This is a genomic window from Kitasatospora sp. NPDC023118 (assembly GCF_055560875.1).
The window spans coordinates 228327-249207 of sequence record NZ_JBVHHW010000003.1 but is presented as its reverse complement, the minus strand read 5'-3'; the positions used below and the strand labels follow the sequence as shown (position 1 = coordinate 249207).

At 71.6% G+C, this 20881-nt stretch carries 18 protein-coding genes and 4 tRNA genes; 12 read left to right on the top strand and 10 right to left on the bottom strand.

Annotated elements, in window-relative coordinates; genetic code table 11:
- Nucleotides 1–19 precede the first annotated feature (19 nt).
- From ACZ3UD_RS05630 to ACZ3UD_RS05615, 4 genes are all read left to right on the top strand, one after another.
- Nucleotides 20–96, top strand: a tRNA-Ile gene (locus ACZ3UD_RS05630).
- 85 nt (nt 97–181) lie between these two features.
- A tRNA-Ile gene (locus tag ACZ3UD_RS05625) sits at nt 182–255 on the top strand.
- A 387-nt stretch (nt 256–642) separates the two neighbouring features.
- On the top strand, nt 643–771 hold the full coding sequence (locus tag ACZ3UD_RS05620; RefSeq protein WP_014137031.1) for a DLW-39 family protein: 129 nt from the start codon (nt 643–645) through the stop codon (nt 769–771).
- 167 nt (nt 772–938) lie between these two features.
- Nucleotides 939–1011, top strand: a tRNA-Ala gene (locus ACZ3UD_RS05615).
- 80 nt (nt 1012–1091) lie between these two features.
- Here the strand turns inward: ACZ3UD_RS05615 and ACZ3UD_RS05610 are convergent.
- Entirely contained in the window at nt 1092–1802 is a 711-nt protein-coding gene (locus ACZ3UD_RS05610; protein ID WP_465582593.1) for a DUF5324 family protein, read from the bottom strand.
- A gap of 274 nt (nt 1803–2076) precedes the next feature.
- Here ACZ3UD_RS05610 and ACZ3UD_RS05605 point away from each other — a divergent pair, with 274 nt between their 5' ends.
- On the top strand, nt 2077–2970 hold the full coding sequence (locus ACZ3UD_RS05605) for a rhomboid family intramembrane serine protease (protein WP_465582591.1): 894 nt from the start codon (nt 2077–2079) through the stop codon (nt 2968–2970).
- A 352-nt stretch (nt 2971–3322) separates the two neighbouring features.
- Here ACZ3UD_RS05605 and crgA read toward each other — a convergent pair whose 3' ends face one another.
- On the bottom strand, nt 3323–3571 hold the full coding sequence (gene crgA / locus ACZ3UD_RS05600) for a cell division protein CrgA (RefSeq protein WP_270145659.1): 249 nt from the start codon (nt 3569–3571) through the stop codon (nt 3323–3325).
- Between the two features lie 167 nt (nt 3572–3738).
- On the opposite strand from crgA, the gene ACZ3UD_RS05595 reads away from it, so the two are divergent.
- From ACZ3UD_RS05595 to ACZ3UD_RS05575, 5 genes are all read left to right on the top strand, one after another.
- Complete coding sequence (locus tag ACZ3UD_RS05595; protein ID WP_465582589.1) at nt 3739–4500, top strand: DUF881 domain-containing protein; 762 nt, start codon at nt 3739–3741, stop codon at nt 4498–4500.
- 80 nt (nt 4501–4580) lie between these two features.
- Nucleotides 4581–4760 carry a hypothetical protein gene (locus ACZ3UD_RS05590; protein ID WP_355668934.1) on the top strand — a complete coding sequence of 60 codons (180 nt, stop codon included), beginning with the start codon at nt 4581–4583 and terminating at the stop codon, nt 4758–4760.
- Between the two features lie 53 nt (nt 4761–4813).
- Complete coding sequence (locus ACZ3UD_RS05585; protein ID WP_465582586.1) at nt 4814–5476, top strand: aminodeoxychorismate/anthranilate synthase component II; 663 nt, start codon at nt 4814–4816, stop codon at nt 5474–5476.
- Complete coding sequence (locus ACZ3UD_RS05580) at nt 5401–6570, top strand: class E sortase (protein WP_465582849.1); 1170 nt, start codon at nt 5401–5403, stop codon at nt 6568–6570. The genes ACZ3UD_RS05585 and ACZ3UD_RS05580 overlap by 76 nt, the downstream gene beginning before the upstream one ends.
- A gap of 36 nt (nt 6571–6606) precedes the next feature.
- On the top strand, nt 6607–7461 hold the full coding sequence (locus tag ACZ3UD_RS05575; RefSeq protein ID WP_465582584.1) for a class E sortase: 855 nt from the start codon (nt 6607–6609) through the stop codon (nt 7459–7461).
- A 116-nt stretch (nt 7462–7577) separates the two neighbouring features.
- Here ACZ3UD_RS05575 and pknB read toward each other — a convergent pair whose 3' ends face one another.
- The 6 genes from pknB to ACZ3UD_RS05545 form a co-directional block, all read right to left on the bottom strand.
- On the bottom strand, nt 7578–9701 hold the full coding sequence (pknB, locus tag ACZ3UD_RS05570; protein ID WP_465582582.1) for a Stk1 family PASTA domain-containing Ser/Thr kinase: 2124 nt from the start codon (nt 9699–9701) through the stop codon (nt 7578–7580).
- A 261-nt stretch (nt 9702–9962) separates the two neighbouring features.
- On the bottom strand, nt 9963–11420 hold the full coding sequence (locus tag ACZ3UD_RS05565) for a peptidoglycan D,D-transpeptidase FtsI family protein (RefSeq protein WP_465582580.1): 1458 nt from the start codon (nt 11418–11420) through the stop codon (nt 9963–9965).
- Nucleotides 11417–12835 (bottom strand): FtsW/RodA/SpoVE family cell cycle protein, encoded by a 1419-nt coding sequence (locus ACZ3UD_RS05560; protein WP_465582847.1) that lies wholly within the window; start codon nt 12833–12835, stop codon nt 11417–11419. Before ACZ3UD_RS05560 ends, ACZ3UD_RS05565 begins: the two co-directional genes overlap by 4 nt.
- A gap of 121 nt (nt 12836–12956) precedes the next feature.
- On the bottom strand, nt 12957–14627 hold the full coding sequence (locus ACZ3UD_RS05555) for a PP2C family protein-serine/threonine phosphatase (RefSeq protein ID WP_465582578.1): 1671 nt from the start codon (nt 14625–14627) through the stop codon (nt 12957–12959).
- Nucleotides 14628–14680: 53 nt separating this feature from the next.
- Nucleotides 14681–15229, bottom strand: coding sequence for an FHA domain-containing protein FhaB/FipA (locus ACZ3UD_RS05550; RefSeq protein WP_380608897.1), 549 nt, complete (start codon nt 15227–15229; stop codon nt 14681–14683).
- 46 nt (nt 15230–15275) lie between these two features.
- The gene (locus tag ACZ3UD_RS05545) at nt 15276–16133 is read right to left on the bottom strand and encodes an FhaA domain-containing protein (RefSeq protein ID WP_465582575.1); all 858 of its coding nucleotides are present in this window, start codon (nt 16131–16133) and stop codon (nt 15276–15278) included.
- A 447-nt stretch (nt 16134–16580) separates the two neighbouring features.
- On the opposite strand from ACZ3UD_RS05545, the gene ACZ3UD_RS05540 reads away from it, so the two are divergent.
- Nucleotides 16581–16664, top strand: a tRNA-Leu gene (locus ACZ3UD_RS05540).
- 117 nt (nt 16665–16781) lie between these two features.
- Here the strand turns inward: ACZ3UD_RS05540 and ACZ3UD_RS05535 are convergent.
- Entirely contained in the window at nt 16782–17930 is a 1149-nt protein-coding gene (locus ACZ3UD_RS05535; protein ID WP_465582573.1) for a sensor histidine kinase, read from the bottom strand.
- Entirely contained in the window at nt 17927–18577 is a 651-nt protein-coding gene (locus ACZ3UD_RS05530; RefSeq protein WP_465582844.1) for a response regulator, read from the bottom strand. The genes ACZ3UD_RS05535 and ACZ3UD_RS05530 overlap by 4 nt, the downstream gene beginning before the upstream one ends.
- A gap of 399 nt (nt 18578–18976) precedes the next feature.
- On the opposite strand from ACZ3UD_RS05530, the gene ACZ3UD_RS05525 reads away from it, so the two are divergent.
- Nucleotides 18977–20746, top strand: coding sequence for a phosphatidylglycerol lysyltransferase domain-containing protein (locus ACZ3UD_RS05525; protein ID WP_465582841.1), 1770 nt, complete (start codon nt 18977–18979; stop codon nt 20744–20746).
- Nucleotides 20747–20881: the final 135 nt, after the last annotated feature.

Genomic DNA, 20881 nt, shown 5'->3' with positions numbered 1-20881 from the left:
TAATCTTTCAGTGCGGCAAGGGCCTATAGCTCAGACGGTTAGAGCGCTTCCCTGATAAGGAAGAGGCCACAGGTTCAAGTCCTGTTAGGCCCACCACCGCGAGGGGCCCGGAGTGATCACTCCGGGCCCCTCGTCGTTTTCGCAGATCGGGGCGGCTTCCGGTACGCTCTCTGAGCAGCGCGGGCCTATAGCTCAGACGGTTAGAGCGCTTCCCTGATAAGGAAGAGGCCACAGGTTCAAGTCCTGTTAGGCCCACCGCCACGAGGGGCCCGGAGTGATCACTCCGGGCCCCTCGTCGTTTTTCGTCGCGAATCCGGGGCCGTCGCGAATCCGGGGCCGTCGCGAATCCGGGGGCCGTCGCGGCCGGGGCGCCGGCCGGACCGGCTCCGACGAGGGCCTCCCGGGCCGGCCGCGTGCGGACGAACCGCGGGACAGGAGGTGCGGCGTCAATCCTCCAAGCGGGCCTTCGGGTTGAAGCACCGGTGGCTGGTCACGATTGGGACACTGGTGTGTATCATCGGCCGCAAGGGCAGTCTGGCAGCCCGTTCGCGCTCGAAACACATCTGGACTCGTCGGCCCGTTTCAGTCCGGCCGGAGCACCGGCTCCTGAGTCCACCAACGCAAGAAGGACGAGGTCCCGCGGTGAAGAAGCTCCTCCTGGTCGCCCTGGTCGCCCTCGGCGGCTTCTTTGTCTACCGTCAGGTCCAGGCGGACCGCGCCGAGCAGGACCTGTGGACCGAGGCCACCGACCCGGTTCCGGCCGGTCGCTGACCCGGGCGATCTGACGATCGACGATCTTCGGAGGCGCTGATCGCGCCTCCCGAAACCGGTCGGTCCGGTCACACGACCGGACCGACCGGTTCCTTCAAGGGGACGGCGCTCGGAATCGCGTCGGAACCCGGTACGCTAGTGCCCGTTGGCACGCGCCGTGCCGTCGAGGGGCATTAGCTCAGTTGGTAGAGCGCTGCCTTTGCAAGGCAGATGTCAGGAGTTCGAGTCTCCTATGCTCCACAGCGCCTGAACGGCGGCTGACCTGTTCTCCAGGCCGGCCGCCGTTCTGCTGTTCCGGGCCGTCTTCCCCGGGCCGTCCGCTAGGACTGCGGGCGGTCGTCCTCGGTGGGCTCCCCGGACCCGGCCGCGTCGTCCGGCCCGGCGCCGTTCACCGGGGCGGTGGAGCCGTGGGCGCCGCCCGGCCGGGACGCCTCCGGGGCCGGGGGTTCGACCAGCCACTCCGGGTTGCTGTGCCGGCGCCACCACTGCCAGGCGACGATGCCGCCGCCGATCGCCAGCACGCCCGCCACCGCGAGGCCGGTGGACCAGCCGCCGCGGCACCGCGCCCGCTTCGCGTTGCGGGCGGCGAGTTCGCTGATCTCGGCCGAGCTCACGTGGCCCTGGAGGGCGGTCAGCGCGGCGGCGCCGCGGACCTGGGCCTCGTGGGCGACCGGGGAGACTGCGGCGCGGGCGTCCTCGACGGCCTGGGCGACCCTGGGGCCCACCGTGGCGCGGGCCTGGCCGGCGGCGCGGGTGGCGGAGAGGCGGGCCGCCAGCGCGGCCTCCTGGGCCCGGTGGAGGGCCTTCAGGGCGTTCTCCTGGGCCTCGGGCGGCAGGCTGGCGAAGGCCTGGCCGAACTGTGGGGCGAGGTGCCTGTCGTACTGGACGCGGAGATTGTGGGCGGCCTGGGAGGCCTTCGGCCCGAGCGCGTCCAAGGCTGGCCCGAGGCGCTGCTTGGCGCCGTCCGCGAAGTGCGAGGCGGTGTCCCGGGTCCTGGTGGCCGTCTCACGGGCCGAATCCGAAAAGCTCACGAGTCTCTCCTCCTGGGCGGCATCCTTAATGTACATATCCACCTGAATGCTGATCATGCATCCTGATTTGTCCACCGGCACTCCGGGGTGGGCCGGGCGAGGGCCCTGCGGGGAGGCGGGGAGCGGCGGCAGGGGAGGAGCGGCAGGGAGGAGCGGGAGTGGGGCGCTGGGGTGAGGGGCGGGGTGAGCCCGGGTGCGGGAAGGCGCCGGGGGCGAGGGGTGCCGCAGTACGCTGGCGGCTCCGGTGGTCGGGTACGGGAAGGGGAGAGCGCTGATGGTCCCGGACGAGCCACGGCAGTCGACGGTGCCTTCCCCGGAGGGTGGGCCGCCCGGTTGCTACCGGCATCCGCAGACCGCCACCGGGATCTCCTGCACCCGCTGCGACCGGCCGATCTGCTCCCGGTGCATGGTGGCCGCCTCGGTGGGCTTCCAGTGCCCGGAGTGCGTCGGTGGCGGGCACGCCGGGGCGCGGCGGGCGACCACCCGGTTCGGCGGCGCGCTGACCGTCGACGGCGGGCTGGTCACCCGGGTGCTGGTCGGGATCAACCTGGTGGTCTGGCTGCTGGCCGCCTACGTGCTCAGTCCGCGGCTGGGCGAGGTCTGGTCGCTGGTCAGCGCCGGGCGGGACGTCCTCGGCGGCCCGTACGGCATCGCCGACGGTCCGGCCCAGTGGTACCGGCTGCTGACCGCCACCTTCCTGCACCTGGAGTGGTGGCACATCGGGCTGAACATGCTGGTGCTGCTCTGGCTCGGCCCGCCGCTGGAGGAGGCGCTCGGCCGGCTGCGCTTCCTGGCCCTCTACCTGCTCGCGGGCCTCGGCGGCAGCACCTTCGCCTTCCTGGTGGCCGGCGACTGGATGAACTCGCTGGGGGCCTCCGGGGCGGTCTTCGGCCTGATCGGCGCCACGATCGTGATGCAGCTGCGGAACCGGGGCCCGCTCGCCCCGGCGGTGGCCTTCCTGGTCTTCAACCTGGTGGTCACCTTCTCCCGTCCGGGCATCGACTGGCGTGCGCACCTCGGCGGCCTGGCCCTGGGCGCGCTGACGGCTTTCGGCCTGATGTACGCCCCCCGCGAGCGCCGCGGACTGGTCCAGGCGCTGACCGTGGCCGGGGCGGCGGCGGTGGAGGCGGCGATGTTGCTGACCGGGATGGCCCTCTACGGCGCGTGACGCCCTGGACGTTTGTCCACAGCGGGTGGGGGGTTGTGCACAGGCTGTGCGCCGATCCGCCTGTGGACTGCTGTTCTACGCGTGTCCCCCTGTGCGGTTCTCCCGCTCCCGAGTGGTTGTGCACAGCTGTGGACGGTCCCGGTCGGAAAAGTTATCCACAGGCACTGGGGACTTTTCCCCAGTGTGGATAACCATGTGGATAAGTCCGACTGTCTGATGGTGGCACTGTGTGATGGCGTGGATGGCCGACGGGGCTTCGGCCCGTGCCCGGGCACGCCGAACCGCCGCTTCGGGACCCGCGATCCGAAGCGGCGGAAACGGCTCGAATTCGAGCCTCAGGACGAGCGGGGCGTCACTTCCACTGGGTGGAGACGCCGAACCCCGCCGCGATGAAGCCGAAGCCGACCAGGATGTTCCAGTTCCGCCAGCTCTCGACCGGGTAGCTGCCGCTGGTCACGTAGTACGTGACGATCCAGACCAGGCCGATCAGGAACAGTGCCAGCATCAGCGGCGCGACCCAACCGCGGCCCGAGCTGATCTTCACAGCAGCCGTCGTCGGCGGGGTGTAGTCGGACTTCTTGCGGAGTCGAGACTTCGGCACGAGGAGCTCTCCTGTCGATGCGCTGTGAGACCGCGCAGGGGTGCAGCGGGTGAGACGCCGACGACGGGATGTGGAGAACGCTCTGGGACCGCTCCCCGACCTGCCACCGGCGTCCGTTAGCGTAGTGGCTCGGCGGGTCTCAAGGAGATAAGGGTACGGTGACTAATTTGTCGATTCCCCCCGGGAAGGCCGGTACCCGCCGCTCCGGCATCCGAATTGTCGGCCGTGCCCTGACCTGCGCCGTGTTCGCGCTCGCCGGTCTGCTCTTCTACATCAGCGCACAGACCGCCCGCGGCACCGACCTGCGGACCGACAACTCGCTGCTGAGCCTCGGCGACGTGATCCGCCAGCGCAGCTCCCAGAACCAGCAGGCGCAGGCCCAGCTGGCCGACCTCCAGGCCCGGGCGCAGCAGCTCACCGAGCAGCGGGGCAACGACCCCGCCGACGCGGCCCGGCTGGACGGCCTGCGGCTCGGCGCGGCCCTGGAACCGCTGCAGGGCGGCGGCCTGAGCGTCACCCTCAACGACGCCCCGCCGAACGCCACCGCGCGCATCCCCGGCGTGCCCGAGCCCGGCGTCAACGACCTGGTCATCCACCAGCAGGACATCCAGGCCGTGGTCAACGCGCTGTGGCGGGGCGGCGCCGAGGGCGTGCAGGTGATGGACCAGCGGCTGATCTCCACCAGCGCGGTGCGCTGCGTGGGCAACACCTTGCTGCTCCAGGGCCGGGTCTACTCCCCGCCGTACGTGGTCAAGGCGGTGGGGAGGACGGACGCCCTGCGGGCGGCCGTCGAGGCCGACCCGACCATCCGCAACTACCTGCAGTACGTCCAGGCGTACGGCCTGGGCTGGAAGGTCCAGGAGAGCGGCGACCTGACCCTGCCCGGCTACTCCGGCACCACCGAACTCCGGTCGGTGGGCGGACAGTAGCGGCTGAGTGGCGGACCGGCCTCGCGGCTGTGGATCTCGGGTCTACTCTTGACCCCAGTCCGCTACGTCGAGGGAGGACCATGTACGGCTTCATCTGGCGTCACCTCCCGGGGAACACCCTGGTCAAGGCCGTCATTTCGCTGCTCCTGATCCTGGGGATCGTCTACCTTCTCTTCACCTACGTCTTCCCGTGGGCGGAACCGCTGCTCCCCTTCGGTGACGTCACAGTGGACGGCGGCGACGGAGCCGCGGCCGGCTGACCCGGCGGGCCCGGCAGTTCCCCCAGCACCGCACCCACGGAGACCACGCGCGAATGACCACCCAGCCGACCCCACCCCGCATCCTGGTCGTGGACAACTACGACAGCTTCGTGTTCAACCTGGTCCAGTACCTGTACCAGCTCGGCGCCACCTGCGAGGTGGTGCGCAACGACGAGGTGACGGTCGAGCACGCCGTCCGCCGGTCGGGCGAGGAGGGCTTCGACGGGGTGCTGCTCTCCCCCGGGCCCGGGGCGCCCGAGGAGGCCGGGGTCTGCATCGAGATGGTGCACCACTGCGCCGGGATCGGGCTGCCGGTGTTCGGCGTCTGCCTGGGTCTGCAGTCGATCGCGGTGGCGTACGGCGCGGTGGTCGACCGGGCGCCGGAGCTGCTGCACGGCAAGACCTCGCCGGTCGAGCACGAGGACGGCGGGGTGTTCGAGGGCCTGCCCTCGCCGCTGACCGCGACCCGCTACCACTCGCTGGCCGTCGACCCGGCCACCGTGCCGGCCGAGCTGATCGTCACCGCGCGCACCGGGAGCGGCGTGATCATGGGCCTGCGGCACCGTGAACTGCCCGTCGAGGGCGTGCAGTTCCACCCCGAGTCGGTGCTGACCGAGGGCGGGCACCGGATGCTCGCCAACTGGCTGGCGGAGTGCGGCGACCCGCACGCCGTGGACCGGTCGGCCGGGCTCGCCCCGGTGATCGGCCGGGGCTGAGCGGCGTGACCGCGGTGCGCCCGGAGGGGCGCTACCAGCCCGAGGCCGGCCCCTACGGCGGCGCGCAGCAGCAGTACGCCGGCGCGCCGTACGACGGCGGCCGGGCCGACGGGCCGTACCCGCAGCAGCACCCGGTCCAGGGCGCGCCCGAGGACGCCTGGGGCGTGTACGAGCAGGCCGAGGAGCCCGCCGCGGGCGGGCCCGAGTACCCGTGGCTGCCCGACCAGACCCTCCAGCTGCGCCTGCCCGCCGACGGCGGCGAGCCGGCTGCGGAGCCCGCCCCGCCGACCGGCGGCCGGGCTGAGCGCCGACGGGCCGCCCAGGGCCGGACCTCGGTCCGTGCGGGTGGCGGGCGGCGCCGGGCGAAGGGCCGGGCGGCCGGCCGGACGCGCCCCAGGGAGTCCGCGGTCGTGGTGGGCGCCCGGTTCGTCGGCGAGCTGTGCATCACGCTCGGCGTGGTGATGCTGCTGTTCGTCGCGTACCAGCTCTGGTGGACCAACGTGCAGGCCGACGAGGCCGCCAGCAGCGCCCGCGACCAGCTGGAGCAGCAGTTCGACGCCCAACCGCCCGCCCAGCCGGGCCAGCCGGCGCCGGACCCGAACAAGCCGGAGGCGTTCGAGCCCGGCAAGGGCTTCGCCATCATCTACCTGCCCAAGCTGGGGCTGAAGTTCCCGATCGCCGAGGGGACCGACAAGTCGGCGGTGCTCGACAAGGGCCTGGTCGGCCACTACACCAACACCGGGATGCCCGGCGACAAGGCGAGCAACTTCGCGCTGGCCGCCCACCGCAACACCCACGGCGAGCCGTTCCGGTACATCAACCAGCTGGGCAAGGGCGACAAGGTCGTGGTGGAGACCGCCGCCGGGTACTACACCTACGAGATCACCGGCGGCATCCCGCAGACCTCCCCCAGCAACGTGAGCGTGATCAAGCCGGTGCCGAACGGCTCCGGGTACACCGGCCCCGGCCGCTACATCACGCTGACCACCTGTACGCCGGAGTTCACATCCAAGTTCCGCCTCATCGTCTTTGGCAAGATGATCGAGGAACGGCCGCGCAGCCAAGGCAAGCCGGCCGCGATCACGGGCGGATAGCCGCCCGAAGGCCCGTTCGGAGGGGGAGCACCGCAGATGCAGGACGACGGGACCGCACAGTCGGCCGAGCCGGCCCAGCAGGCCTTCCCCCCGTCCGGGGACGGCGGCGCGCCCGAAGGCGCGGGCGGGGCGCGGCGCGGGCGGAGCCGGGCGCTGGCCGCGCTCGGCGTCTTCGGCGAGCTGCTGATCACCCTGGGCCTGGTGCTCGCCCTGTTCGTGGCCTACTCGCTGTGGTGGACCAACGTGCAGGCGGACCGCTCCGCGGCGGACGCCTCCGACAAGCTGCGCAGCTCCTGGGCCGCGGGCCCGACCGCCGGCCCCTCGGCCGCGCCCGGCGCCACCCCCGCGCCCGGCGCCACCCCTGCGCCCGGCGGGGCCCCGGCGGCGCCGCCGCCCGCGATCGGGGACGACGTCGGCTTCCTGCACGTCCCGGCGATGGGCAAGGACTTCCAGGTGCTGATCCGGATGGGCACCTCCACCGAGGTCCTGGACGAGGGCGTGGCGGGCGTCTACGAGCAGCCCTACAAGGCCGCGATGCCCTGGGACCAGGAGGGCAACTTCGCGCTGGCCGCCCACCGGGACGGCCACGGCGCCAAGTTCCACGACCTGGACGCCGTCCACAAGGGCGCCGCGATCGTGGTCGAGACCAAGGACAAGTGGTACGTCTACAAGGTCGACAGCACCCTGCCGGAGACCTCCAAGTACGACACCGGCATCATCGCGCCCGTCCCGGTCGGCTCCGGCTACAGCGCCCCCGGCCGCTACATCACCCTGACCACCTGCACGCCGGTGTACACCTCGCGGTACCGGATGGCGGTCTGGGGGAGCCTGGTGCGGGTGGACGACATGGACGCCAAGCGCACCCCGCCGCCCGAGCTGCGGCACTCCTGAGGCCTCCTCAGGCTTCACTCCCGGCAACGCCCGAGGGCCCGTCGCGGTGATTCGCTACGGGCCCTCGGGCGTTGCTGCTCGGGACGGTCAAGCCTCAGAACCAGGGGAACCAGGGCTTAGTTGTTGCCCCCTTTGGGGTTGGGGGGTGGGGCGAAGGGGTCGCCCCCTTTGGTCGGGTCCGCCGCCTTCGTGAACAGCTGGACCTGGGTGTTCGGGTCCAGCTGGGTGCCGGCTCCGGGGTTGCTCATCTGGACGATCGCGTTCGCGTCCTGCGGGCCGACCACGGTGTAGCCCAGGCCGACCTTCTGCAGCTGGGCGATGGCGTCCGACAGCTTGGCGTTCTGCAGCGGCGGGACGGTGGCCTTGTCCGGCGCCTTGTAGACGGTCAGCGAGATCTTCGTACCGGTCGGGGCCTTGGTGTTCGGCGCCACCGACTGGGAGGCCACGGTGTTGACCTTGGTGGGGTCGGTGGTCGGGGTGGTCTTCGAGGCGTCGACCTGGAAACCGAGGTTCTGCAGCTGGGACTGCGCGTCCTCCTTCTGCGCGCCGACCACGTTCGGGACGTTCACCTTGGTCTTGCCCTGCGAGACCGTCAGCTTGATCGGCGCGCTCGGGTCGGCGCTGGCGTTCGCCGCCGGGTCCTGGGCGGTGACGTTCTCCTGCGGAGCGGTGTCGTCGTCCTTGTACTCGGCGGTGACGTTGGTGAAGCCGGCGTCGGCGAGCGCCTTGGTGGCCTGGTCCTTGGTCTTGCCGACCACGCTCGGCACCTGGGCCTTGGCCGGGCCGGAGGAGATCTGCACCGTGATGGTGGCGTTCTCGGCGACCTGGCCGCCCGCCACCGGGTTCTGGGTGCAGACCTGGTCCTTCTTGATGTTGGTGTCCGGGCAGGCGATCCTGTCGCCCTCGGTCACCTGGAGCTTGGCACCGGCGGCGGTCTTCGCGTCGGCCAGGCTCTTGCCGACCAGGTTCGGCACGGACACCTTCGCGGTGTCCTTGGTGCCCTTGTCGCTGAACATCGCCTGGGCCACGAAGAAGGTGCCGACCAGGACCAGCACGGCGGCCACCGCCAGCACGATCCAGGAGGTGTTGCTCTTCTTCGGCCGGTCCTCGCCGCGCCGACCGCGGCCGCCCTCGCCGTAGCCGTCGTCGTAGCCGTCGTGGCCGCTGCCCGGGGCGCCGGCGTAGGTCTGGCCGTAGCCGTCGTCCTGGTAGCCGCTTTGGCCGTAGCCGGGCTGCGCGGAGGCCTGCGGCAGCACGGTGGTCGGGCCGCCGCCGGGCTGCTGCGGCAGCACGTTGGTCTGGCCGTACGGGTCGTGCTGCTGCGGGTGGCCGTTCTGGTCGTAGCCGTACCCGGCGGCGCCCATGCCGTAGGCGGCGGCCTGCTGGGCGGCGGCGACCGGGAGGCCGTCGAGGAAGCGCTCGATGTCGTCGCGCATCTCGTCGGCGCTCTGGTAGCGGTAGTCGCGGTCCTTGGCGAGCGCCTTCAGCACGATCGCGTCGATCTCGGGGCGCACCTCGGGGTCGAAGACGGACGGCGGCTGCGCCTCCTCCCGGACGTGCTGGTAGGCCACCGCGACCGGGGAGTCGCCGACGAACGGCGGGCGCACGGTCAGCAGCTCGTAGAGCAGGCAGCCGGTGGAGTACAGGTCGGAGCGGGCGTCGACCTGCTCGCCCTTGGCCTGCTCGGGGGAGAGGTACTGGGCGGTGCCGATGACGGCCGAGGTCTGGGTCATGGTCATCCCGGCGTCACCCATCGCACGGGCGATGCCGAAGTCCATCACCTTGACGTTGCCCTGCCGGGTCAGCATCACGTTGGCCGGCTTGATGTCGCGGTGCACGATGCCGGCCCGGTGCGAGTACTCCAGGGCCTGGAGGATGCCGATGGTCATCTCCAGCGCCCGCTCGGGCAGCAGCCGGCGGCCGGAGTGCAGCAGCTCGCGCAGCGTCGACCCCTCGACGTACTCCATCACGATGTACGGGATGGAGATGCCGTCGATGTAGTCCTCGCCGGTGTCGTACACGGCGACGATCGCGGGGTGGTTCAGGGACGCCGCCGACTGTGCCTCGCGGCGGAAGCGGGCCTGGAACGACGGATCCCGGGCCATGTCGGCCCGGAGCGTCTTCACTGCGACGGAACGGCCGAGCCGGGTGTCATGGGCGAGGTACACCTCGGCCATGCCGCCGCGCCCGAGGACGCCGCCGAGCTCGTACCTGCCGCCTAGGCGACGAGGCTCTTCCATAGTTCCGACCCTCTCCCTCACCCGCCGGTGAGGTTGTGACGTAGGTGTCCCCGCACGCTCTGGGTGGCGCCGCGCGCGCCGTGACCGGTTCTCCGGCCGGGCCGTGCGTCGCCTCGCGGGCGGCAACGGGCACACCCGCTGCTGGCGGATACGCTACCGGTCGCACCCCGCCGGACCGGAGTCAGCTGTCGGCCGATATCAGACCGGTATCCGGAACGAGGTGCCGACCGTGACATTCGCCTCACCGTCGGCCGCGCTCCCCTACTTGCCGAGCGCGGCCTGGATCACCGCCTTGGCGATCGGGGCCGCGAGGCGGCCGCCGCTGATGCCGTCGCGGTTGTTGGAGCCGTCCTCGACCACGACCGCGACGGCGACCGACTGGCCGTCCGGGGTCTTGGCCCAGGAGGTGAACCAGGCGAACGGCAGCCCGGCGTTGTCCTCGCCGTGCTGCGCGGTGCCGGTCTTGCCGCCGACCTGCACGCCGGGGATCTTGGCGTTGGTGCCGGTACCGTTCTCGACCACCGAGACCATCAGGTCCTGCATCTTCTGCGCGGTGGCCGGGCTCATCGCCTGGGAGAACTGCTTCTCGGTGTGCTTGGAGATGGTGGTCAGCGAGGCCGAGCGCTCCTGGTCGACCAGGTACGGCTGCATCAGGCTGCCGTTGTTGGCGATCGCGGCGGAGACCATGGCCATCTGCAGCGGGGTGGCCCGGGTGTCGTGCTGGCCTATCGAGTCCTGGGCGGTGCCGTCCAGGCTGGGGCTGTCCGGGAAGATGCTCTTCTCGGAGCGGACCGGGGTGTCCACCGTGCTGTTGAAGCCGAACTTCTCGGCCTGGGCCCGCATCTTGTCCTTGCCGAGGTCCGCGCCCATCTTGGCGTAGACCGTGTTGCAGGACTGGTCCATCCCGGACTTGAGCGTGGCGTTCTCGCAGTGCTCGTTGGGGCTCTCGTTCTTCAGCACGGTCTGGGTGCCGGGCAGGACGTACGGGTCCGGGGTCTGCGTGGTGTCGTTGATGTTCTGGTACAGGCCGTTCTCGAACGCCGCGGTCGCGGTGACCAGCTTGAAGGTCGAGCCGGGCGGATAGGTCTCCCGCAGCGCCCGGTTCAGCATCGGCTTGTTCGGGTCCGCGTTGAGGTCCTGCCAGGACTTGGTGTCGCCGCTGTCGCCGCCGGCGAAGGTGCTCGGGTCGTACGAGGGGGTGGAGACCAGGGCCAGGATCGCGCCGGTCTTCGGGTCGAGCGCGACCACCGCGCCCTTCTTGTCGCCGAGGCCGTCGAAGGCGGCCTTCTGGACCTTGGCGTTGATGGTCGTGACGACGTCGCCGCCGCGCTTCTGCTCGCCGGTCATCATGTCCAGCGTGTTGCGGAAGAACAGCCGGTCGTCGGTGCCGGAGAGGATGCCGTCCTCCAGGTTCTCCAGCTGGCTGGAGCCGTAGGCCTGCGAGGAGTAGCCGGTCACCGGCGCGTACATCGGGCCGTCGACCCAGGAGCGCTTGTACTTGTAGCGCAGGCCGTTCACGAAGTCGGACTTCGTCACCGGCTGGCCGCTGACGATGATGTTGCCGCGCGGGTGGGCGTAGCGGTCGTACAGCTGGCGCTTGTTGTTCTTGTTGGACGCCAGGGACTCGGCCTGGACGCCCTGCACCCAGTTGGTGCGCGCCATCAGGGCCAGGATCAGCACGAGGCAGAAGATCGAGACCCGGCGGATCGGTTTGTTCATCGGACGGGTCCTCCCTGGCCCTCGGTGGCCGGGGCCGGTTCGACCCCGGGTCGGCGGGCGCTGTCGCTGATCCTCAGCAGGATCGCGACCAGCGCCCAGTTGGCGACCACGGACGAACCGCCCTGGGCGAGGAACGGCATGGTCATACCGGTCAGCGGGATCAGCCCGGTGACCCCGCCGGCCACGACGAAGACCTGCAGCGCCATCGCCGAGGCGAGACCGACGGCGAACAGCTTGCCGAACGGGTCGCGGGCGGCGAGGGCGGTGCGCAGGCCGCGCTGCACCAGCAGGGCGTACAGCAGGAAGATCGCCATCAGGCCGGTGAGCCCGAGCTCCTCGCCGAAGGAGCCCAGGATGAAGTCGCTCTTCGCGGCGAAGTTGATCAGCCAGGAGCGGCCCTGGCCCAGGCCCGAGCCGGTCACCCCGCCGGAGCCGAGCGCCATCAGCGACTGGCCGATCTGCTCGGTCGAGCCCTTGGGCGGGTTCGCGGAGAACGCGGCCATCGGGTCGAGCCAGGCGTCGATGCGGACCTTCACGTGGCTGGTGGTCATGGCGACCGCGACCGCGCCGCCGATCGACATCAGCAGGCCGAACAGGATCCAGCTGGTCCGCTCGGTGGCGACGTAGAGCATCACCACGAACAGGCCGAAGAACAGGAAGGACGTGCCGAGGTCGTTCTCGAAGACCAGGATCAGCAGGCTGAGCAGCCAGATCACGATGATCGGGCCGAGGTCGCGGCCGCGCGGCAGGTACAGGCCCATGAAGCGGCGGCTGGCCAGTGCCAGGGCGTCCCGCTTGACCATCAGGTAGCCGGCGAAGAACACGGTCAGGATGATCTTGGCGAACTCGCCGGGCTGGATGGAGAAGCTGCCCATCCGGATCCAGATCTTGGCGCCGAAGTCCTCCGCCCGGGCCGGGAAGAAGGCCGGCGCGGCGAGCAGGACGAGCGCCACCACCATCGAGATGTAGGTGTAGCGCTGGAGCACCCGGTGGTCCTTCAGCAGGACCATCACGCCGATGAACAGCGCGACCCCGAGCGCGGACCAGACCAGCTGGTTCCTCGCCGCCGGGAAGTTGCCGCTGAGCAGTCTGCCCGCCTTGTCCAGCCGCCAGATCATCACCACGCCCAGCCCGTTCAGCAGGGTGGCGATCGGCAGTATCAGCGGGTCGGCGTACGGCGCGAAGCGGCGCACCAGCAGGTGCGCGACCAGCGCCAGCGAGCCCATCCCGAGGCCGTAGCCGAGCATCCCGGCCGGCAGCCGGGAGTCCATCGCCAGCCCCACGTTGGCGTACGCCAGGATCGGCAGCAGGATCGCGAAGACCAGCAGCGCGAGCTCGGTGTTGCGCCGGTTCGGCGCGCCCTGGAGGGAGATGGTGGTGTTGCCCCGGCGCCGGGGCACGGCACGCTGGGCCACCGCCCGGCGCCGACGGCCGGCGCGGCCGGTGTCGCCGCTCAGGTTGTAGCCGCTCACGTGGTGACCGCTCCCTGACGGCCGGCAAGCCCGCTCCGGGCGGACCTATGTCGGATCACGGACGTCACTGCTTCGGGCAGGATTCGGCCCGGCTGCGGTCCTCGTCGCTCAGCTGGGGCTGCTGGGCCTGCTCGCTCGGGGCGGTGGCCACCGGCGGGGTGGCGTTCTGCGTCGGGGCGGAGGTGCTCGGCGCGGTCGGGGTCGGCGTGGCGCTCGGAGCGACCGCGGCCGGGCCGCGCGGGGTCTTCTCCTTCTCGCCCGGGACGGGGGTGGCGGTCACGAACGAGGCCTTGCTGGCCTGGGTCGGTGCGGTGCCCTGCTGGGCGGCTCCCGGCTGGGTGCCCTGCGGGGCCGCTCCGGTGGTGGTGCCGGCGACCTTCTGGCACAGCTGGGCCCAGTTCTTGAGGTCCTGCACCGTCTTCTCGGCGTCCGTGCGGCTGTTGACCGAGATGGTCTTGTTCACGTGGGTGCGCTGGTCCTGCGGCAGCCATTTCAGCGGGATGTCGTTGTACGAGGTGTCCACCGAGGACAGGCTCAGGCCGGCCAGGTTCTGGTTGATGCCCTGGTAGATCGCGACGTGGTCGCCGTCCTCGCCGATGTAGTACTGGTCCTGGGTCCACTGGTAGCCGAAGTACCCGGCGCCGCCGAGCAGGCCGAGCGTGACCAGGACGGCCAGCGAGACGGTCAGGCCCCGGCGCTTGCGCTTGGGGGGCTGTTCCTCGTCGAAGTCCTCGGTGCCGTACACCGAGGGCTCGGCGGAGGGGTAGCCGTAGCCGGCCTCGTCCTCGTAGCCCTCGGCGGGGCCGAAGCCGCCCTGCGCGGCGCCGTAGCCGTCCCCGTAGCCCTCGGCCGGGCCGAAGGCGCCCTGCGGGCCGCGGCCCAGGCCGGCGGCGCGGCCGGCCGGGGTGTCCGCGATCGAGCGGTCGGCGGCGGCCGAGGACGGCGGGGTGTCGGCGACCGCGCCGACCACCACCGGGACGTCGTTGAACTGGCCGCTCATGGTGTCCGTGGCGCCGACGTCGATGACGTCCGCCACGATGCAGGTGATGTTGTCCGGACCGCCGCCGCGCAGCGCGAGCTGGATCAGCTCCTGCACGGTCTGCTCGGGCGAGTAGAAGCTGCCGAGGGTGTCCTGGAGGGTCTGGTGGCTGACCGGGCCGGAGAGGCCGTCTGAGCAGATCAGGTAGCGGTCGCCGGCCCGGACCTCGCGGATCGACAGGTCGGGCTCGACCTGGCCGCGGCCGTCCAGGGCCCGCATCAGCAGCGAGCGCTGCGGGTGGGTCTCGGCCTCCTCGGGCGTGATCCGGCCCTCGTCGACCAGGCGCTGCACCCAGGTGTGGTCCTGGGTGATCTGCACCAGCGAGCCGTCGCGCAGCAGGTAGGCGCGGGAGTCGCCGACGTGCACCAGGCCCATCCGCTGGCCGGTCCACAGCATGGCGGTCAGGGTGCAGCCCATGCCCTCCAGCTGCGGGTCCTCCTCGACCATCTGCCGGAGCCGGTCGTTGGCGCCCTGGACGGCGTCGCCCAGCAGGGTCAGCAGGTCGGCGCCCGGCACGTCCTCGTCCAGGCGGACGATCGAGCCGAGCACCTCGGAGGACGCGACCTCGCCGGCCGCGGCGCCGCCCATGCCGTCGGCCACGGCCAGCAGCCGCGGCCCGGCGTAGCCGGAGTCCTCGTTCCCCTCCCGGATCAGTCCCTTGTGGGAGCCGGCGGCGAAGCGCAGCACCAGGGTCATGCGACCTGTGCCCCCCTCTGGGTCTTGGACGGGATGCTTGCCCTCATGCGCTACTACTTCCGCAGTTCGATGACGGTCCTGCCGATACGGATCGGCATGCCCGGCTGGAGCGGGGTGGGCGCGGTCAGGCGCTGCCGGTCCAGATAGGTGCCGTTGGTGGAGCCTAGATCCTCGACCGTCCACTGCCCAGTCTGATCCGGATAGATCCTGGCATGCCGGGAGGACGCGTAGTCGTCGTCCAGCACGATGGTGGAGTCGTGCGCGCGGCCCAGCGTGATGGTCTGGCCCTGCAGCGCCACCGTGGTTCCGGCCAGCGAGCCCTGCACCACGACGAGCTGGGTCGGGGCGCCGCGACGGCGGCCGCCGCCCTGGGTCTGGCCCGCGGCGGACCCGGTGGACCCGCCGGCGGCGGGCGTCGGACGTCCGGCGGCCGCGGTGGTCGCGGCACCGCCCGACGTGGCGTTGGCGCCGCGGCGGGAGGTGCGGGGGTTCACCTTGGTGCCGAACAGGTCGCTGCGGATCACCTGGATCGCGACGATGACGAACAGCCACAGCACGGCGAGGAAACCCAGCCGCATGACCGTGAGGGTCAGTTCTGACATGGCCGTCCCGCCAGTCGGTGAGCGAGGCGCGCGAACAACTCGGACACTACCCTTCGACCTGCCGGTAGACGATGGTGGTGGAGCCCACGACGATTCGGGAGCCGTCGCGGAGCGTAGCGCGCTGGGTGTGCTGCCCGTCCACCACGATGCCGTTGGTGGACCCCAGGTCGAGCACCACCGAGGGGGTACCGGGGCGGATCTCGGCGTGCTTGCGGGAGACCCCGGGGTCGTCGATCCGTACGTCCGCGTCGGTCGAGCGGCCGAGTACGCAGGCCGCGCCGGAGATCTGGTGGCGGGCGCCGTTCACCTCGATCCAGCGGCGCACCGAGGCGCCGTGGCCGGAGCCGGGGAAGGCGCGGACGTTGCCGCCGGCGGGCGGGGCCGAGGGCATCGCGGGGGGTGCGGCCGGCGGCGGGGGCGCGCCGTACTGCCCGGCGCCGCCCTGCTGCCACGGCGCGCCGGGGGCGGGGGCGGCCGGCTGGCGGTCGTAGCCGGGCTGCTGCTGCGGCGGGGAGTACTGCTGGGGCTCCTCGGCCGCCAGGGTGCGGCTGCGCACCCGGTACAGGCCGGTGTCCAGGTCGTCGGCCTTCTCCAGGTTCACCTGGAGCGGGCCCATGAAGGTGTACCGCTGGGCCTCGGCGTACTCGCGGACCATCCCGGCCAGTTCGGTGCCGAGCTGGCCGGAGTAGGGGCTGAGCCGCTCGAAGTCGTGCGGGCTGAGCTCGACGATGAAGTCGTTCGGCACGACGGTGCGATCGCGGTTCCAGATGCTCGCGTTGTTGTCGCACTCGCGCTGCAGAGCGCCGGCGATCTCCACGGGCTGGACCTCGGACTTGAACACCTTGGCGAAGGTGCCGTTGACGAGACCCTCCAGTCGCTGCTCGAACTTCTTCAGCATCCCCATGGGGCACCCCCTTCCAGGGTTCGTTCGCCTGCCTGCCGACCAGATCTCTCCGAGGAGCGGTTCTCCGGGGAGCGGTTCTCCGAGGAGTCGGTCGTGCCTACTTGCGGTACTTCCGTACTGATCGTATCCACGCCGGGCCCTTCCGTACGGTTCCCGGACCGCGTGGTGCCCGGGGGTGGGCTCGGACACACAGGGTGACGCATGCCGGGTACGGCACGCCAGGTGTGCCGGTCGGAGCCGCCTCCCCCTTCGCTCACCCGTTCGTCGTTCATCCGTTCGGGCATGGTCGGTCTCCCCCGGATACGGATTCGGAGCTGCCCCCCAGGTCGTGCTACTGTTTTCCACGTCGGAAGGGCCGCCCGGAAGGGAAGCCGGACCGAGGAAGCGCGAAGACCACATGGTACCGAGCGGTTCTGAGGGAAGGTCGGCAAAGAAGACAACACCCATGCGCGGGTGGCGGAATAGGCAGACGCGCTGGATTCAGGTTCCAGTGCCCGAAAGGGCGTGGGGGTTCAACTCCCCCCTCGCGCACAGCGAAGCCCCGCAGATCTTCGGATCTGCGGGGCTTTCTCGTTCTCCGGGTTCGTTTCCCCCGGGTCCCCGCTCACGGACCCCGACCGGGCGCGGTCCGTGAGCGGGGCGGTCGGCTCAGGAGCGGGTGGCGGGGAGCTCGGCGCGGACCTCGAAGCCGCCGTCCTGGGTGGGGCCGGCCGTGAGGGTGCCGCCCAGCAGCTGGGCGCGCTCGCGCAGGCCGACCAGCCCGTGGCCGCCGCCCGGCAGGGTCTCGGCCGGGTGGACCGGCGGCGCCTCGTTGCGGACCTCCACCCGCAGCCGGCGGCCCTTCGCCCGGACCTTCACGTGCACCACCGCCTCCGGGGCGTACTTGGTGATGTTGGTGAGCGCCTCCTGGACGGTCCGGTAGGCGGCCCGCTCGACCGCCTCCGGCCACGGGCGGTCGCCGGGGTTGAGCTCGGCGTCGGCGGTCAGGCCGCTCTCCTCGATCAGCCGGGGCAGGTCGGCCAGCCGGGGCTGAGGGGCGAGCGGGGCGGCCGGGAACGGGGCGCCGGTGCCGCGCAGCACCCCGACCATCTGGCGCAGCTCGTCCAGGGTCCGTACGGACAGTTCGCGGATGGTGCGGGCGACGGTCGCGGCGGCCGGGTCGGCGGTGCTCACCTGGAGCGCGCCGGCCTGGATGCTGATCAGGCTGACCTGGTGCGAGACCACGTCGTGCATCTCCCGGGCCAGTCGGCCGCGCTCGCTCATCAGCACCCGCTCGGCGAGCAGCCGACTCTCCCGCTCCTGGCCGCGGGTCAGCTCCTCCAGGCGGGCGGCCAGCTCCCGCCGGGTTCGGGAAAGCAGACCGGTGGCGGCCGGGCCAGCGGCCAGCATCACGGCCTGGATGGCGTCCAGGGCGGTGTTCCGGCTGAGGTCGATGACCGGGGTCGGCAGCGGCCAGTGGAAGAAGGAGACCAGGGTGAACAGGGTCGCGCAGGGGAACAGCACCTTGGTGCTGGGACGTCCGGTGGCCACCGTGTAGACGGCGGTGATCGGGGCCAGCCAGATCGCCTCCACCCAGGTACCGGGCATGGTGAGCAGGAACACCGCCACCGGGAAGCGGCGGCGCCAGAACAGCGAGACGGCGGCCAGCGTGGAGAGCGCCAGCTGCCACCAGGTGGCGTCCCGGGCCACCAGTGCGGCGTCCAGCAGGGAGTACAGGACGGGCAGCAGCAGCATCAGCCAGGGCGCGGTGCACCAGGCCGGCAGCCGGCGGGACGGCGGCTGGTCGACGGCCGTCATGCCCCGTCGCCGGGCTTGGGCCGCACCAGGCCGGCCCGGTGGGCGAGCACGGCGGCCTGCACCCGGTTGGCGGCGCCGAGCTTGCCGAGGATCGCGCTGATGTGGTCCTTGACCGTCCCGGTGCCGAGGAAGAGCCGGTCGGCGATCTCGGCGTTGGACAGGCCCTCGCCGAGCAGGGCGAGCACGTCGAGCTCCCGGCCGGTGAGGGTGCGGGCCAGCGCGGTGGCGTCGGCGTCCGGGCCGCCGCCGTCGACGTAGCCGCCGATCACGGTGCGGGTGACCGTCGGGGAGAGGATGTTGCCGCCGGCCGCGAGCACCCGGACGGCGTGCACCAGCTGCTCGGGGGCGGTGTCCTTGAGCAGGAAGCCGGCCGCGCCGGCCCGCAGCGCGGTGCCGATGTACTCGTCGGTGTCGAAGGTGGTGAGCATTGCCACGGCGGGCGGGTCGGGCAGGGCGCGCAGGCGGCGCAGCACGGAGATGCCGTCGAGGTCCGGCATCCGGATGTCGAGCAGCACCACGTGCGGGCGCAGGCGCTGGACGTGTTCCTCGGCCTGCCCTCCGGAGCAGTCGCCGACCACCTCCAGGTCTGGGGCGGAGCCGACGATCAGGCCCAGGCCGGAGCGGACCAGGATCTCGTCGTCGACGATCAGCACGCGGGTCGTGGTGATGGTGCCTCCTCGGTTCGGGCGGCCGGGTTCGGGCGGTCCGCGGGGGTCGCTTTTGAGGGTAGGGGTAGCGACCGCGGGGCGCCGAACGCATGGGGGGTGCCGACCCCCGCCGTTCGGCGGGGGTGGGAATCCGCTACCCGGTTCACGTAATTCTCAGGAATGGTGGGGAACCATGGAGTTGGCTGCCTTTTCCGGCCCGCCGCCCCTGCGGGCAGCCGGTGGGCGGGGGTGGCCGGTCAGTCCGCCGGGCCCGTGCGGGCGCCCGGCGCCGGGCCGTGTGCGGATGCGCCCCACCATCTGATCGTTTGGAATTGAGCTGTGTCGTCCACTGTGAAGCCGGAGCCGTCCGCCACGTCGACCGGGCCCCGGCCCGCCGGGCTGCTCGACCGCTGGCGTCCGAGGGCCGCCGTGGCCTCCGTCTGGTACCTGCGGCTGCTGGCACTGCTGAACCTGGCCACGGTGCTGCTGGTGCCGTGGGGGAACCAGGTCTCCGAGCACAACGAGGGTGAGTACTTCACCCCGTACCTGATGACCTCGGGCCTGGCCGCCGCGGTGCTGTCGGTCTTCCTCGCCGTCGCGATGCGGCGCCGCAAGCGGGCCGCGTGGATCTTCAACGCGGCGCTCGGCAGCGTGTTCGCGCTGCTGTACCTGGCGTTCATGGTGGTGCCCGGCGGGCGGTTCAACCGGCACCCGCTCAACTACTTCTCGACCATCCTGACCTGCCTGTTCGTGTTGGCGCTGCTGATCGGGCGCAAGGAGTTCACGTCCAAGGGCGACCCCTCCAACCCGAAGACCGCGGCGGCCACCTTCGTCGGCGGGCTGGTGTTCGGCGGCTCGGTCGGCGCGCTGCTGGTCTGGCTGACCAACGAGCTGAACGGCGCCGGCTGGTGGGACCTCTTCCGCTACTCGGTCGGCCGGATGATCACCATCACCCCGTCCGAGCACCTGCGCTCGGTGATCGCCGCGCCGACCTGGGTGAACGCCGCGATCAACGCGATGGGCGCGGTGCTGTTCCTGCTGGTGCTGTACGTGGCCTTCCGTAGCCCGCGCGGCAAGGAGCTGCTCAACCCCGAGGACGAGGCGAAGCTGCGCGGCCTGCTGGAGAGGCAGGGCGAGCGGGACTCGCTGGGCTACTTCGCGCTGCGCCGGGACAAGGCGGTGATCTTCTCCCCCAGCGGCAAGGCCGCGGTGACCTACCGGGTGGTCGGCGGGGTCTCGCTCGCCTCGGGCGACCCGATCGGCGATCCGGAGGCCTGGCCGGGCGCGATCGACGCCTGGCTGGCCGAGGCCCGCGAGCACGCCTGGGCGCCGGCCGTGATGGGTGCCTCCGAGGAGGCCGGTGTGATCTACGCCCGGCACGGGCTGGACGCGTTGGAGCTTGGCGACGAGGCGATCGTCGAGCTGGACGAGTTCTCGCTGGACGGCCGCGCGATGCGGGTGGTCCGGCAGGCCTACAACCGGGTCAAGCGGGCCGGGTACACGGTGCGGATCCGCCGCCACGAGGACATCTCCGAGGCGGAGATGGCACAGCTGGTGGCCAAGGCCGACGAGTGGCGCGACGGTGCGACCGAGCGCGGCTTCTCGATGGCGCTGGGCCGGCTCGGGGACCCGGGCGACGGCCGCTGCGTGATGCTGGAGTGCCACGACGGGGACGGCGAGCTCGCGGCGCTGCTGAGCTTCGTCCCGTGGGGCCCGGACGGGCTCTCGCTGGACCTGATGCGCCGGGCCCGGGACACCGAGAACGGTCTGATGGAGTTCATGGTGATCGAGCTGCTGCAGCGCGCCGACGAGGTGGGGCTGAAGCGGGTCTCGCTGAACTTCGCGATGTTCCGGTCGGTGTTCGAGCGCGGTTCGCGGCTGGGTGCCGGCCCGGTGCTGCGGCTGTGGCGTGCCGTCCTGGGGTTCTTCTCGCGCTGGTGGCAGATCGAGTCGCTGTACCGCGCGAACGCCAAGTACCGGCCGATCTGGGAGCCGCGCTACCTGCTGTTCGAGAAGAGCAGCGAGATCCCGCGGATCGGCCTGGCGAGCGCGCGGGCCGAGGGGTTCATCGTCGCGCCGAGCCTGCCCGCCCTGTTCCGTCGCCGGCACCCCAGGACTGCCGTGGTGGCCCCCCGGGTGCCGGTGACGGCGCGGGACGGGGAGGGGTAGCCCTCCGTCGGGGGGCGGAGGGGGGCCCGCTCGGTCGGACGGGGGATGGGGTGGAGGGCCCGATCGGTCCGATGGGGGGCCCGGTGGGGGGATTGTTCTCCCCCCTGAGGATGACCTCAATCCCCACCTATGCCG

What these genes read in the sequence shown, in the direction of transcription:
- ACZ3UD_RS05605 (WP_465582591.1), top strand. Translation starts at nt 2,077, where the DNA reads ATGGTCCCGGACGAGCCACGGCAGTCGACGGTGCCTTCCCCGGAGGGT.
- ACZ3UD_RS05590 (WP_355668934.1), top strand. Translation starts at nt 4,581, where the DNA reads ATGTACGGCTTCATCTGGCGTCACCTCCCGGGGAACACCCTGGTCAAG.
- ACZ3UD_RS05585 (WP_465582586.1), top strand. Translation starts at nt 4,814, where the DNA reads ATGACCACCCAGCCGACCCCACCCCGCATCCTGGTCGTGGACAACTAC.
- ACZ3UD_RS05575 (WP_465582584.1), top strand. Translation starts at nt 6,607, where the DNA reads ATGCAGGACGACGGGACCGCACAGTCGGCCGAGCCGGCCCAGCAGGCC.
- pknB (WP_465582582.1), bottom strand. Translation starts at nt 9,701, where the DNA reads ATGGAAGAGCCTCGTCGCCTAGGCGGCAGGTACGAGCTCGGCGGCGTC.
- ACZ3UD_RS05565 (WP_465582580.1), bottom strand. Translation starts at nt 11,420, where the DNA reads ATGAACAAACCGATCCGCCGGGTCTCGATCTTCTGCCTCGTGCTGATC.
- ACZ3UD_RS05555 (WP_465582578.1), bottom strand. Translation starts at nt 14,627, where the DNA reads ATGACCCTGGTGCTGCGCTTCGCCGCCGGCTCCCACAAGGGACTGATC.
- ACZ3UD_RS05550 (WP_380608897.1), bottom strand. Translation starts at nt 15,229, where the DNA reads ATGTCAGAACTGACCCTCACGGTCATGCGGCTGGGTTTCCTCGCCGTG.
- ACZ3UD_RS05545 (WP_465582575.1), bottom strand. Translation starts at nt 16,133, where the DNA reads ATGGGGATGCTGAAGAAGTTCGAGCAGCGACTGGAGGGTCTCGTCAAC.
- ACZ3UD_RS05535 (WP_465582573.1), bottom strand. Translation starts at nt 17,930, where the DNA reads ATGACGGCCGTCGACCAGCCGCCGTCCCGCCGGCTGCCGGCCTGGTGC.